Origin of the sequence: Sphingobacterium sp. UBA7625 (assembly GCF_002484085.1) — a bacterium.
Taxonomy (GTDB): domain Bacteria; phylum Bacteroidota; class Bacteroidia; order Sphingobacteriales; family Sphingobacteriaceae; genus Sphingobacterium; species Sphingobacterium athyrii.
Genome location: NZ_DLJD01000029.1, coordinates 1 through 14,619, shown reverse-complemented (window position 1 = coordinate 14,619; position 14,619 = coordinate 1). Strand labels below are relative to the sequence as shown.

13 protein-coding genes are annotated in these 14,619 nt (G+C 39.4%); 5 read left to right on the top strand and 8 right to left on the bottom strand.

Translation table 11 applies throughout. The annotated features are described in order from the left end of the window. Window position 1: 1 nt before the first annotated feature. From B4G94_RS13355 to B4G94_RS13320, 8 genes are all read right to left on the bottom strand, one after another. Complete coding sequence (locus B4G94_RS13355) at window positions 2–223, bottom strand: DUF2795 domain-containing protein (protein ID WP_028072584.1); 222 nt, start codon at window positions 221–223, stop codon at window positions 2–4. A gap of 122 nt (window positions 224–345) precedes the next feature. Next, the gene (locus B4G94_RS13350; protein ID WP_108635925.1) at window positions 346–1,104 is read right to left on the bottom strand and encodes an ABC transporter ATP-binding protein; all 759 of its coding nucleotides are present in this window, start codon (window positions 1,102–1,104) and stop codon (window positions 346–348) included. Then, window positions 1,086–1,877 (bottom strand): lysophospholipid acyltransferase family protein, encoded by a 792-nt coding sequence (locus B4G94_RS13345; protein WP_286859486.1) that lies wholly within the window; start codon window positions 1,875–1,877, stop codon window positions 1,086–1,088. The genes B4G94_RS13350 and B4G94_RS13345 overlap by 19 nt, the downstream gene beginning before the upstream one ends. Window positions 1,878–1,941: 64 nt before the next feature. Then, a complete protein-coding gene (locus tag B4G94_RS13340) occupies window positions 1,942–2,859 on the bottom strand; it encodes a substrate-binding domain-containing protein (protein ID WP_286859484.1) in 918 nt (305 codons plus the stop codon). 1 nt (window position 2,860) lies between these two features. Beyond that, window positions 2,861–3,292: a DsrE family protein gene (locus B4G94_RS13335; RefSeq protein ID WP_286859483.1), complete on the bottom strand. Its 432-nt coding sequence runs from the start codon at window positions 3,290–3,292 to the stop codon at window positions 2,861–2,863. Window positions 3,293–3,335: 43 nt separating this feature from the next. Continuing rightward, window positions 3,336–4,316, bottom strand: a complete 981-nt coding sequence (locus B4G94_RS13330; protein WP_286859481.1) for a c-type cytochrome — start codon at window positions 4,314–4,316, stop codon at window positions 3,336–3,338. A gap of 80 nt (window positions 4,317–4,396) precedes the next feature. Beyond that, window positions 4,397–5,299: a LysR family transcriptional regulator gene (locus tag B4G94_RS13325; protein ID WP_108635921.1), complete on the bottom strand. Its 903-nt coding sequence runs from the start codon at window positions 5,297–5,299 to the stop codon at window positions 4,397–4,399. A 61-nt stretch (window positions 5,300–5,360) separates the two neighbouring features. After that, entirely contained in the window at window positions 5,361–6,731 is a 1,371-nt protein-coding gene (locus tag B4G94_RS13320; RefSeq protein WP_286859479.1) for a dipeptidase, read from the bottom strand. 107 nt (window positions 6,732–6,838) lie between these two features. Here B4G94_RS13320 and B4G94_RS13315 point away from each other — a divergent pair, with 107 nt between their 5' ends. The 5 genes from B4G94_RS13315 (at window position 6,839) to B4G94_RS13295 (ending at window position 14,561) form a co-directional block, all read left to right on the top strand. Beyond that, a complete protein-coding gene (locus B4G94_RS13315) occupies window positions 6,839–7,129 on the top strand; it encodes a hypothetical protein (protein WP_286859478.1) in 291 nt (96 codons plus the stop codon). A gap of 107 nt (window positions 7,130–7,236) precedes the next feature. Then, window positions 7,237–9,981, top strand: coding sequence for an outer membrane beta-barrel protein (locus B4G94_RS13310; RefSeq protein WP_286859477.1), 2,745 nt, complete (start codon window positions 7,237–7,239; stop codon window positions 9,979–9,981). Between the two features lie 17 nt (window positions 9,982–9,998). Further along, window positions 9,999–10,787: a GLPGLI family protein gene (locus tag B4G94_RS13305; protein WP_108635918.1), complete on the top strand. Its 789-nt coding sequence runs from the start codon at window positions 9,999–10,001 to the stop codon at window positions 10,785–10,787. A gap of 263 nt (window positions 10,788–11,050) precedes the next feature. Further along, window positions 11,051–13,768, top strand: a complete 2,718-nt coding sequence (locus B4G94_RS13300) for an outer membrane beta-barrel protein (protein ID WP_286859476.1) — start codon at window positions 11,051–11,053, stop codon at window positions 13,766–13,768. 1 nt (window position 13,769) lies between these two features. Beyond that, entirely contained in the window at window positions 13,770–14,561 is a 792-nt protein-coding gene (locus B4G94_RS13295) for a GLPGLI family protein (protein WP_108635916.1), read from the top strand. Window positions 14,562–14,619 lie beyond the last annotated feature (58 nt).

Below are 14,619 nucleotides of genomic sequence, written 5' to 3'. Positions count from 1 at the left end.
GCTAATATTCATCTTCATTGAAGAAGAAATCATCTTTTGTTGGATAATCGGGCCAAATTTCTTCAATATTTTCATATGGCTCACCATCATCCTCAAGAGATTGTAAGTTTTCAATCACCTCAACTGGTGCACCCGAACGAATAGCGTAATCGATTAATTCATCTTTTGTTGCTGGCCACGGTGCATCTTCTAGATGCGAAGCTAATTCTAATGTCCAATACATATAAAAACAATTTAAGTTCTCTATTTTCGCAAAACTATCATTTAATTTAACTTAAACAAGTAAATCAACTGTTATTTTTGTGTCAATAATATAAGTGTTTGATTTATAATGAAATAATATTTTTAAATATTCTCAAAGTCGCTCCCTTTTTCATTTAAGGCACTTAGCCGTGGTGACACGGACTTAATGTCAGCGTTGGGGTAATCGTTTTCAATTAGACCATCGCGCATGCGTACAATGCGATGAGCATGTAGCGCAATATCTTCTTCGTGAGTGACTAGAATAATGGTATTTCCTTTGGAATGAATCTCCTCGAGCAAACCCATGATTTCAATGGATGTCTTTGTATCAAGATTTCCCGTTGGTTCATCGGCTAATATAATCGAGGGATCATTAATCAGGGCCCGGGCTACAGCCACCCGCTGACGTTGTCCCCCTGAAAGCTCATTGGGTCTGTGGTCCATACGGTGTCCTAGTCCAACACTTTCCAATGCGCCCGTAGCTTTTTCTTCTCGCTTGGCTTTATTGTATCCCGCATAGATTAAAGGGAGTGCCACATTCTCCAATGCAGTGCTTTTAGGAAGGAGATTAAATGTTTGAAATACAAAGCCGATCTCCTTATTTCTTACTTCAGCTAACTCGTCTTCCGACATGTCACTTACATTAATCCCATTCAGGATATATTCACCCCTACTGGGGGTATCCAAGCAACCCAGGATATTCATTAACGTGGATTTTCCGGATCCTGAAGGCCCCATAAGTGCTACAAATTCTCCTTTATGAATATTGAGCGTTACTGAGCTGAGTGCATGGATTGTCTCTGAGCCTATTTGGTATTCACGAGCAATATCCTTGATTTCGATTAATATCTTTCCTGACATATTTTTTGGACGTTCTCTGGTTGATGAAAATACGATTTATTCTTCATAATCCAATAGGAATGCATTTTGTCATAAACAATTTTCTCCAAGTCTGCGGCATTGTTGTCGTCAAAGTCTTTTGTTTCAATAGGTGAAAAAACATGAACCCTGACAATCCCCGGATGGGATCCCCTTTTGGCGCCATCATCAAAAAAGATATCCCAGGCGTTTTCAATGATAATGGGGACTACTGGCACATCGTTTTGTGCCGCAATACGAAAGGCCCCAGACTTAAACGCATGTATCTGAGGTGGAAATCCGTCATCTATTTTTCCTTCCGGAAAAATGACGACACTGCGGCCATTTTGGACAAGTTCGTTGGCACGTTGAAATGCCTTAAATGAAGATACTTTACTCCTCCGTGTGACAGGAATGTCTATGGTTTTGAAAAAAATACGGGTTACGGGATTTTTAAGAAGAGAGGCCTTCCCGATAAATGAAAACGGGACAGGACATAGATAGGTTAGCGCTGTAATATCAAGCACTGAGGTATGGTTGGGACAAAGTACCATCGGTCTGTTCCAGTCCATTTTTGATTCATAGGTGACTTTAAAAAATACACCTGCCAATGCTGATCCCCCTATGGATACCCAACGTCGCATACGCGCAATCTGAGCATAGTTCTTTTTTGGATCCCGTGCCAAGAAATAGATATAGGGGAATAATACGATGAAAACAAGTAGAACGCTAATAAAATACCAGTAACGATGGAGTTTTTTGAGCAATAGAACCATACAATTCAACTAATTTTGACCTAAAGTAAAAAAAGAAAATGGATAATTAATTATCCATTTTCTTTTAGTCTATTGTAAAGCCATACTTTTTGTAGATCTGCTTGGCTGTGGGGGAGTCCATAAATTTTAAAAAATCATCTGCTGCCTGTGCATGTGGTGCATCTTTCAATTTTGCGGCCACATAGGTTGCTGTGGTATTCTGCGCATCAGGAATAGCTATGCCTTCAACAGGATGACCGATAAGCTTTTGGTAGACTACCTCTGAAGTCCAGACCGGAGCTACATCGGCTTGACTGTAGAGGATACGCATGGGGCTTTCGCGATGATGTATTTTTGTCAAATACGTACTGCCATCCTTTACCTTATCTTCCATGATCTTCTTGACCAGCTGTTCGCCACCTGCTTTTTTATAGGAAGCCTTAATCTGTTCACCTATGCCTTCCCATTGTGGGTTAGGCATGCTAATCCGTACATTCGCTCTTCCCAGATCATTTAACGTTTTGATATGAGAAGGGTTTCCTTGTGGGATCATCAAACAGATGTTGTTGTAGCAATAGGTTTGCGTATGGCTGAAATAATCGGCCATTTCATTAATTGCACGTTTGCTTGCAGTGTAGATATCGGGTTTGTGTGTAATGCGTAGATTGCCAATTGTGATGGATCCCCCTTTTATCTGTTTCGCCAGGATTCCCGGCGGCAATGTTTCGACAAAAATACGTTCATATTGTGGGTATTCTTTTTTGAAAGATGCCAGTAAATCATCCACGACCATAAACTGGTTGCCGGCAAAAAATACAGTGAGCTGTGGGTTTTCAATATCCCCGTACAGATCCGGAATATTGTCTATCCCGGGAACAGTAAAATTTAATGCTGATTCCGGCGGATTGTTCCAAGGGGGATCAAAACGATGTTCCTGCGCCTTAATTTTTGGAACGGTAAAGCATGCCAAGGCGAGACTTAACGTGATTAATTTTCTCATCATACTATGGTTTAACAATGACCCAACCTTCATTTGCCCTTAGGATCAATTCGCCATTCCCACTGGGAACATAACCGATGAAGTCAAATAACTCCTCCTTTGGGATATGTTTCTCTTCCAATGTATTTAAACACTGGGCGACAATAACACCTTTTTCGACGAGGTCCTGCAATGGTTTTTCATACTGGCTATTCTTTTTTAGATAGGCTTCAGTACCACCTGAAAAAGCCACTAGTTCAATTTGAAGATGTCCTTTCAGTCGCGGATCTTTCAGCACATTGTTGATATTGCGAATGGCTTTCTCGATTGTTTTTGGATCATTACTATCCAATTGATAGATTGCTTTATACATTTTTTTCTTGGCGACAGCACCGGTATACTGATGGTTGTTTAGCAATAATTTATTGCTTTGTGCTTTAGCTTGTATTGTTGTCATTGCTAAGAGAATGCACGCAATTGTCAGGTGTTTTTTCATTATATTAAAAATTATAAGGTCCATGTTTATGTTGTTCTAAACTAATATTGTCTGCGTAGGGGGGATAAGGACTATCTTTTGGCTTCTTTGCCAGATTCGGGTAATCAAATTCCTTGTTTGCTTTTTTTGGACGATCGAAAGAATTGATGTATGCCGCAACATCATAGGCTTCATCATCGCTGAGCTGTGGTGCGTCGTAGCTTGCTCCCAAGGGCATATTTGCTTTAATAAAACGTGTAGCAGTAAGCAATCGTGCCATACCGGCTCCATCGTTGTAGCTGTCTTTGCCCCAAAGTGGTGGGTATAGATATCCTTTACCTGTAGATTGCGGCACCCCTTGTCCGTCTTTTCCATGACAGCTGGTACATTTGCCTTCAAAGACCAATCGACCATGTTTTAAATCCGCAGCACGATTTGGTATGTCCATTTTGACAAAGCCCTGACCGGTTAATCTTCCCTTATTGACCGTATTGATACTGATATTTTTTATATAGGTGACAATAGCACGCATTTCTTTGCCATTTTCTGGAATAGCGCGGCCGTTCATACTTCTTTCAAAACAGCCATTAATACGTTCTTCCAGAGATTCAACTTTGTTTTCCCGTCCAATGTAAACTGGGAAAACATTTGTGAGGCCAACATAAGGAGCCGCGAATGCCTTGGTCCCACCGTTGAGGTGACAACTACTGCAAGCCAATTTATTTCCGATTTTTATTTCCCCGTCGTAAAAATAGTCATACGTGTTTTTGATCAGCTTCTCGCCGTAACTAGCCATTTCACCTTCTGGGTTGTCTTTGAAGGATACGGCTCTGAACTGTGATACATGTGTAATCAGAGAATCATTGTCAGCAGCGAGCGAATCGGTCGATTGACCGGTGCGTTCATGCTTAAGTGGAAATACACAGAGTGTTGTACAGGTGATGAACAATGCGATAATGATCCAACTGAGCGCCTTTAGGTAATTTGTTAGTTTTTTGTATTCCATGCCTCTAATTCGTTTGTACAAATCTACCTGTCCATTAACAGCGATTAAAACGAAGTTTTTTTATGAGATATAACCAAATGTTATATCTTGAAATTTTGTTTCAGGCAGAACTGCAAGAATTGGTTGGGGGTACCGGCAAGACCTCCGTATACGTGCGTGAAATAGAAATAACGTTCAATAGACAGCTGGGGAATATCGACAATGGTCAATTGATTGTTCAGGACCTCCCGTTGAACCGTATGAATAGAAAGAAAGGCAAAACTATGGCGGCGGGCCAGGTATCCTTTTATACTTTCTGTTGATGGTAATATCATTTCTATCTGGATTTCTGAGAGACTGATACGTTGTTCTTTTAATGCATTTTCAACAATGGTACGTGTACCTGACCCCTGCTCACGAAGCACTAAAGGTAGACGTGTAATGTCCGAAAGAATAGGGTTTTTCAATTGTTTTAAAAGCGGGTTTTCGCTATTCGTGACCAAGACGAGCTCATCTTTCATAAAGGGGATATATTTTAATGCCCTGTTGTCTGTTGAGCCCTCCGTGATCCCCAGGTCCAATGTTTTGTCAATAAGCTGTTCTTCAATGCTACGGCTGTTGGATTGAAAAGACTGGATGCGGTTGTTTGGATATTGGGAAAGAAAGTCTGCCAGTAAGGTGGGAAGTACATATTGGGAGATTGTTGTGCTGGCTCCTAACACAAGGTTTCCCTTACGTCCCGTTTGTAGTTCTTGTATTTCCTGCCCTGCCTGATTGTAGAGATTGATAATCTGTTGGGCGTATTTATAGAGAATTTGCCCCGGTTCAGTCAGGTCGAGGTTATTTCCCTTCCTTTCAAAAAGAGGAACACCAAGTTTTTTTTCCAGTTCCTGAATGTTTTTGCTGACCGCAGGTTGCGAGATGAAAAGCGCCGAAGCGGTCTTGGTGAAATTAAGATGCTGAGCTGCAGTATAAAAAACGATGAGACGAAAATCAAAATCCATAAAACGATAAAGGGTTATTTCTAAAATTTAAAAATAACCCTTTATCTAATGAAAAACTAAATTATTTACTTAGTTCTGCGTAATATTTATGAAATAAAGGAATTGTAGAGATACCCATGAGGTAATTTTCGATTCCATACTTCTCGTTTGGAGAATGCAGGTTGTCGCTGTCTAGTCCAAATCCAAGAAGCACTGTTTTTAATCCTAAAACGCCTTCAAATAAAGCGACAATTGGAATAGATCCACCGCCACGTGTAGGGATTGGTTTTACACCGAATGTTTCATGTAAAGCTTTTTCAGCGGCTTTATAGGCCACACTGTCTGTTGGTGTGACTACCGGTTCTCCACCGTGATGCGGTTTTACTTCTACTTTAACATAGTCTGGTGCAATACCCTCGAAGTGCTTTTTGAATAACTCGGTAATGCGTTCAGAATTTTGGTTTGGGACAAGACGCATGGAGATTTTAGCATTTGCTTTGGAAGGTAATACTGTTTTGGCACCTTCGCCGATATATCCGCCCCAGATACCATTGACCTCCAGTGTTGGACGGATTCCCGTACGTTCTAATGTTGTATATCCTTTCTCTCCCCAGATATTCTGAATACCCAAATCTGATTTGTATTCTTCAATATCAAATGGAGCTTCGTTCAATGCTTTGCGTTCTTCATCCGTTAATTCAACGACATCGTCATAAAATCCGGGAATTGCGATATGGTTGTTTTCATCGTGCAGGGAGGCGATAAGTTTTGCGAGAATCGTTGCTGGATTTGCAACAGCACCACCATATACGCCAGAGTGTAAATCCCGGTTTGGCCCCGTAACTTCGACCTCGACATAAGAAAGACCACGAAGGCCAGTCTCCAAAGACGGTTGCGCCATGCTGATCATGGATGTATCCGAGATCACGATAACATCTGCTTTAAGCCTTTCGGTGTTTTGCTTGACAAAGGTGCCTAAGTTGACTGAACCTACTTCCTCTTCACCTTCGATCATAAATTTGATGTTACATGCCAGCGCATTGTTTTTCATCATATATTCGAAAGCTTTTACGTGCATGTAAAATTGTCCTTTGTCATCTGCCGAACCCCGGGCATATATTTTACCATCACGGATAGTCGGTTCAAAAGGAGGGGTGTCCCACAACTCATATGGATCTGCTGGCTGTACATCATAGTGACCATAGGTCAGTACAGTTGGCAATGAAGGGTCAATAATTTTTTCGCCATAAACGATTGGATTACCAGCAGTGGCACAAACTTCTACCTTGTCGGCCCCTGCATCACGCAATTTCTGAGCAACAAATTCAGCCGTCTTCTGCACGTCACCCTTAAATTTAGGATCAGCACTGACCGAAGGTAAACGCAATAAATCAAACAACTCATCTAAAAAACGTTGCTTGTTTGCTTCTACATATTCTTTAATGTTTTGCATATTGTTTGTATTTGAAACAAATTTACACAAATCGGTACATTTAACTCAATTTGTTGTAACCTTTTCAGATTTGATAGTGACTAATGTTAAAATTAAATCAAATTATTATGGGAAAAGAGCAAATGGCAGCAATTCTAGGGATAGGAATGTTTGCATGTGTTACACTTAGCTTCTATTTTATCATGCGTTACCGCAGCACAGCAATCAATATCCCCGGAGAGGAAAGAAGAAGGCAACCCGCTGATTGGCAAAAGCCGGGGATTCTGGTATTGGGAATAGGCATTGGACTATTTATTGTGGGCATATTACAAAACTATGTAAGTGCTGGTTTGCCTGATTCACTCACAGTCGCAATTTTGATCAGACATGGACTTTTTATTTCTTTTCAATTAGAGTAGGGGCAGCCGGGGAAATTTTTTTAGAAATAAAATTAAATTTACTGTAACAAAACATTGGTTTTATCTACTAATGTTATATTGATATTAAAATACTATCCAACAATTTTATGAAAAGAGTTTTGCAAATTCTCTTATTTTTCGTTTTCGGAGTTCATGGAATAGTGCACGCACAGTCCAAAATTATCGCCGGAAAAATAAGTGATGTAAAGGATCAAGTCAAATTATCTGATGCAACAGTTATGTTGCTTACCGCTAAAGATTCCATATTGACGGGTTTTACGAGATCAGATGAAAACGGACTTTTTTCTTTATCCAAGCCAGATACAGGGTCCTATCTGTTGATCGTCAGTTATCCCAAATACGGTGATTACTATACAGAGATTTCTAAAGACAGGGATTATTCCAAGTTAGCTGTTGGGCTGACCAAAACGGCCACTTTATTGGAGGAAGTTATTGTTACTGGTCGAATTCCCATTACTATAAAAGGGGATACCACAGAGTATGACGCCGGTAGTTTTAAAGTAGAGAAAAATGCAAAGGTTGAAGATTTGCTGAAAGTCTTGCCGGGGATTACTGTCGATGCGTCCGGAAAAATTACTGCACAGGGTAAAACGGTCAAAAAGGTTCTCGTGGATGGCGAGGAATTTTTCGGTGATGACCCGACGCTGGTCACCCGCAATATTCGATCGGATATGGTTGATAAGGTGCAGGTGTATGAAAAGAAGTCTGAGCAAGCCGAACGAACGGGAGTAGATGACGGACAGCGCGAACAGACCATTAATGTCAAATTAAAAGATGGTGCCAAAAATGGAATGTTCGGAAAAGCCTTACTCGGAGGCGGTACCAGTGATTATTATATGGGACAGTTGATGTTAAACAAATTCAAGGGATCTCAAAAGATCTCCGTTTATGGTCTTTTTGGAAATAATGGGACGACAAGCATGAACTGGCAGGATGCACAGAAATATGGTGGTGATTCAGGCGTTTCATACGGGGATGACGGATCCATGTCCTGGTCTAATTTTACCGATCCTTTTTCAGGGCAGGGTGTAATCGGTATACCCCGTGCGATCAATTCGGGGGTCAATTTTTCGGATAAATTCAACAAGGATAAACACAACGTCAATATCAACTATAAATATGGAAGACTAAGCAGTGATGGGGATGATGAGACAATTAGTACGGGGCTGATCAATAATAAGTCAACTAAATCCGTAGATACAGAAAACGATCAGCATCGTGCCAATTTAAAATATGATCTGAATTTTGATTCATTAAATACCTTGACCATCCGAGGCGGAGCTTCCCGTAAAAATCTTTGGTCGGACAACAAACGTGAAGCCTATCAGTTTACCCAGAATATGGATACAACCGTCGCTGAAAACACCCGTGAGACCATCAAGAATACGGTTAACGAGTTGAATTTTAGCACCTATTTTACGCATAAATTTAAGAAAAAAGGACGTTCCTTTACATTTGACGGTCAATTCAAGCGAAGTGAAATGATAGGAGACGGTCATCTATCCTCAACTGTTGAAAATTATGCTCAAAAGGATTCCGCAGGGCATAGACAGATTGACAGGACAGATCAACGCAAGGAACGCAATAATAAAAATGATGTGCTAGGTGCTTCGGTATCTTATACAGAGCCTCTATCGAAAGTTTGGAATCTTGTTGTCGGAACTGGAATAGAAAGTAGCAATAACTCCTCCCGTGTTGAATCATTCAATAAAGGTGCTGACGGGAAATATGATGATCTGGACAGTCGTTTTAGTAACAATTATGATTTTGATAGACGGAGCAGCAGATATAAATTAGCCATCGTGCATACCACTGATAAGTTCAAGTTCACTGTTGCCAATAATTTTAATAATGATAAACTGAAACAATATAATTATTATAGTCAAGAAGGGCTTTCCAGAAGTTATTTTACTTATAATCCCAATGTGAGTGCCGGATATTCCTTCACAAAGACCAAAGGGTTATGGATGAATTACACCGGAAAGAACCAATTACCTTCCATGAGTCAGATTCAGCCTATTCTGGATAATTCGGATCAGATCAACAGGTACTTGGGAAATGAAAATTTAAAACCTTCTTTTAGAAACTCCTTAAATATCAATTATAACTCATTTCGGATTTTGACAGGAAGTTATGTCTATGTGGGCGGGAATATCACTTTGGATAAAAATCCGATCACACAAAATATTGATACTGTAAAAGGTCTCAATATCTACACCTGGAATAATGTAAAAGGTAAAACAAATACCTCCGTGAATATCTGGTCTGGGTACCATTTCAAATTGAGCAAAAAATTGGGCTTGTCCAATTCGCCACAGTTCTACCTGAATATGAGTGATAACTATAATCTATTCAACCAGCAATTAAACAAGGTCAACACAACGAATTTCAATTTTACGTACAACTTTAAAAGAGATACAAAGACTGGATTGAATTTCGATTTAAACTTCAGCCCACAATATCGCTTAATGAAATCCAGCCTGGAACGTAACACGAATAGTAATGGCTTTGTATTTGGATCAAATGGTAGTGTTGAATATTTTATCAATAAAACCTTTAAAGTATATACAAACTATAGCTATACCTACGAGGCAGCGACGAAGGCTTTTGATGAAAAATTTGAGCAATTCCTGTTGCATCCCGGAGTAAGTAAAAAGTTCCTGAAGAATGAATCTCTGATGTTGGATTTTATGATCAACGATGTACTTAATCAAAATAAAGGTTTTAGCCGTTCGGCATCAACATCAATTTTTACACAGCGACGTTATGATACGATCCGTAGATATTATATGCTCAAGTTATCCTGGGATTTCACAAAAATGTTTTTATAAAATTTAAGATAAATACCATGTTAAAATATATCGTTTTTTTCTTTTTTTGTTGTACAGTTCTAAGTCTCAAGGCGCAGTACACGCTATTCGGAAGGTCCGGGAGCATTTCCTATGATAAAACCATGTACATGAAGAATATTGTGGGTAAAAAGTTTTTGGCGAAGGCTGATGATAAATCAAAAATATTTTTTGAACAGATGTTACCCAAACTTCCTGAAAATGCCGTACTGAAAAAGACCCTAAAATTCAATGCCAATGAAACCTTGTTTGAACCAGTCAAAGATGATAATCTGGATCAGATGGTCAAGCAATACATCATGATGTTGGCATTGGACTTTGAAGGGATTACTTTGTCCAATATGACGACCCGCTCTTTTCTAAGGTATAATGATATCGTTGGTGAAAAGATTATTGTCGAAGACACGATGAAACGTATCAAATGGAAAATTACTGACGAGTATCGGGAAATCGCGGGATACAATTGCCGGAGAGCCAATGGCCTTACAGCTGACTCGATTTATGTAATCGGCTATTATTGTAACGAGATTCCAATCAGTGGCGGACCTGAATCCATCAACGGTCTTCCCGGGATGATCTTGGGCTTGGTGGTGCCCAGCCAGCATGTTTCCTATTTTGCCACGAAAGTCGAATTGAGCAATGATGTAATCATGGATAAAAAAAGGTTCGAAAAAAGTAAAGTGAAACGGATGACCAGAAAGACAATGACCGATCAGATTTCGAGCGTTTTGTCACAGCACATGAATAAAGAAACCGTTCAGTTTATCATGGAATTGGGTAATTTGTAAAGACGCATCGAGCATAAGTGTGTTTAATTTGTCAGGTACTCAAGTGCCTTACTAAGAAAAAGTAAAATCTATGTTGATCGGGGTAACTTTATGCGAAATTTAGCTGCTATACGATAGGCCAAAAAGCGACTTAGTATGTTTATTTTTATAATTTTTTCATTACATGGTTATTTTTTTTAAAACCGAAGTGAAAAATAATAGTGGCAAAATTGTAGTTTTGCCTGCTAATACAATTTATCATTATATACCATTCAATAAATTTTATGAAAAGCCTGTGGTTACCACTTTTACTTTTCCTACTATGCTCCTGCGGAATAGTTCAAGCACAATCCAAAATTGAGGGAAGGATTAACGACGTAAAGGATCAGCTAAAGTTACAAAAAGCAACGATCATGTTGTTGACAGCCAAAGATTCGATACTAACAGATTTTACCCGCTCTGATGAGGGCGGAAAATTCTCTTTGGCCAAACCAGATACCGGACAATATATTCTTATCGTTACCTATCCAAAATATGGTGAATATTATGCGGATATCTTACCGGGGAAGGATTACACAAATTTGTCGATTGGACTGACAAGCAGTACGACTTTATTAGAGGAAGTGATCGTAACGGGACGGATCCCCATAACAATTAAAGGTGATACAACGGAATACGATGCCCGGAGTTTCAAGGTGGAGAAAAATGCAAAGGTTGAAGATCTTTTGAAAGTGCTGCCCGGGATCACCGTGGATGCTTCGGGGAAGATTACCGCACAGGGGAAAACGGTCGAAAAGATGCTTGTCGATGGCGAAGAGTTTTTTGGGGATGATCCGAAATTGGTGAGCCGAAATATCCGTTCGGATATGGTCGACAAGATTCAGGTCTATGAAAAGAAATCCGATAAAGCGGAGAAAACGGGCATTGATGATGGAGTACGTACGCAGACCATCAATGTAAAACTAAAAGAAGAAGCAAAACGTGGTATATTTGGGAAAGCCGATGCTGGTGTCGGAAATAATAAATTTTACCTTGGTCAGGGCTTTTTGAATTATTTCAATCAATCTTTTCGGATTTCAACTTATCTGATCGCAAGTAATACCGGAAAAACAGGGCTGAATGGTCAAGAGGCATCAAGTATAGGTGGTGATGGTGACGGTTCTGGAAATTTTGAGGGGGAAGGGGTTCCGAAGTCCTTAAATACGGGTTTTCTATATTCAGATAAAACAACAAATAAAAAACATACGTGGCGTATTGACTATAAGTATAGTCAATCGAATGTAGATCTGGACAGAAGTGTATTCACAAGAAATGCAGCACGGGATACCATTCTGATAAGCAACAATAATACGGCTGCTTCCAGCGACAATAAAAAACATAACGTCGGACTGAAATATGAATTTAAAATAGATTCTTTATCGGATCTGACCGTTTGGGCTGGTGCGAATCGGAGAAGGGATATTAGCTCCTCAGCAACGATCTCAACAACCTTTAACCAATTTGATCAACAGATTAATGGCAATACCCGAAATTTTAAGAATAATACTGAGTCAGAACAGTATAATACCTCGGCAATTTATGTAAGGAGATTTAAGAAAAAGGGGCGCTCATTAACATTTAGCTATGCAACATCAGGTAACAAGCAGGATGGAAATCAGCAGCTATATTCCAATCTAAGCTATTACAAGGATGGTGATTCCGTCGGCAATACGATTTTAGATCAAGAGAAGGTGATTGCAAATAAATCGTTTGCAATGGGGGGAGATGTATCTTACTCTGAACCTCTATCAAAGAAGCTTATTTTAGCGTTTGAGTACGGCATCAATTATAACCGCGACAATAATTCGGTAAAATCATCTAACAAAAATCCTGTCACAGGTAAGTACGATGATCTGGATGAAGTTTATAGTAATGACTTTTTGTATAAGACCACGAAGAATACCTATAATCTTTCGGTCAACTATAAACCGCTGGAAAAATTTGTTATTAATATTGCCAATAGATTTGAAAATAGCGATTTGTCGCAGTTAAACCGAGCGGATAATGCACATCTGTCTAGGTCCTTTTTTGTTTATAATCCTGTCTTGGATTTAAATTATGAGATTAAAAAAAATAGGTCAATTTCAATGGTCTATAGAGGAACAAATGGATTACCTTCACTCAATCAGATTCAGCCACTACGGTCAAACCTTGACCCGTTGAATGAATATTTAGGAAATGAAAACTTAAAACCATCTTATACCAATGAATTGAATTTAGGTTTTAGATCTTTTTCCATCCTTAAAGGTGAGTTTTATGGTATTTTCATCAATGCTTCCCGTACCAACAAAGCCTTGGTTCAAAATGCAACAATTGATTCTGTGGGTAAAACAACGTTTATCTGGGATAACTTAAATCACAATACCAATAATCAGATTAGCATCAGCCCTATGTATTATGGGATTCTGTGGAAAAAGTATCAACTGAGACACGGTGGTGGACCTACTATTTCCATTGGTAACAATTATAATTATGTGAACAATGTTTTGGCGAATGCGAAGTTTCAAACTTATTCAGTGAATTACGGGCTTCAAAAGTCCACAACAAAAGGGCTGGATTTTGAATTTGAAGTTTCGCCGGGCTATGTCATCCAGAGTAATTCAATTGGTATGATGGAAGACAGTAAAGGTTTTACATTATCTTCCAATGGAAGTCTTAAATATTTTCTTCCGGCCAAATTTGTATTGCGGACAGACTTCAACTATCGATATCAGGCACCGACGGCCGTGTATAGTAAAAAGTTCGAACGTTTTGTATTGAACCCTGCACTATCGAAAAAGTTTATGAAAGATGAGAAGCTCGAAGCAACTTTTATGGTTAATGACATATTGAATCAAAATATAGGCTTTGAACGAAATCAAAACGGCACCCTACTTACCGAGCGTCGATTTAATACAATCGGTAGGTATTATATGGTAAAACTAAGCTGGGAAATCAATAAGATGTTAGCCAAATCGAAATAAAATGAGAACGATAAAAAATATAATAACCCTATTTTTAGTCCTATTTTTTGGAAAAACGGCGGTAGGACAATACGCTTATTTCCCGGACCGGGGAACGATTACTTTTGAGAAAACCGTATTTCTTAAAAATTTGATCAAGCGTTATGGAGCCTATTCCAAAGATGAAGAGAGCCGTAATGCCTTCAAGGGATTGGGGGAAGCGGCTCCAGAAAATCAAGTGCTGAGAAAGACCTTGAAATTTTCTCCGGATGAAGTGCTGTATGAGCATATTGCTGAGGATTATCCCGAAGTCACACAGGGGTTGATGCGGATGGGGATTTTTGAATCTGGAATTAGCAGTTATCAGAATCTGAAAACAAAGGAATTCAAATCCATCTTCGAATTGGGAGGAGAACGGATCGTAATCGCTGATTCGACACTAAAGATAAAATGGAAAATTACGAACGAGTACCGGGAGATCGCGGGGTATCAATGCCGGCGGGCAAACGGACTTGTGCTTGACTCGATCTATGCTGTAGCATTTTATACGGACCAGATTCCAGTATCTGGTGGACCGTCCGCATTCAATGGTCTACCTGGGATGATTTTGGGGTTGGCTGTTCCGGAGCTTCACTATAATATGTTCGCAACTAAAGTCGAACTGAGTCCAGTAACGATTTCTTCTGACAATCTTCTTAAGAAAAAAGACAAACCTTTGAATAGAAAGCAGGTTTACGACAAACTAAATGCTGTTGTGGGGGGCTATCTCGGTGTTAAGGTGTATAACCTTGTGATGGGTTGTTATTACTTGTAACCAGCCCCAGATCCACTAACACATAAAAAAAGGCCCTTCATTTGAAAGGCCTTTTTTA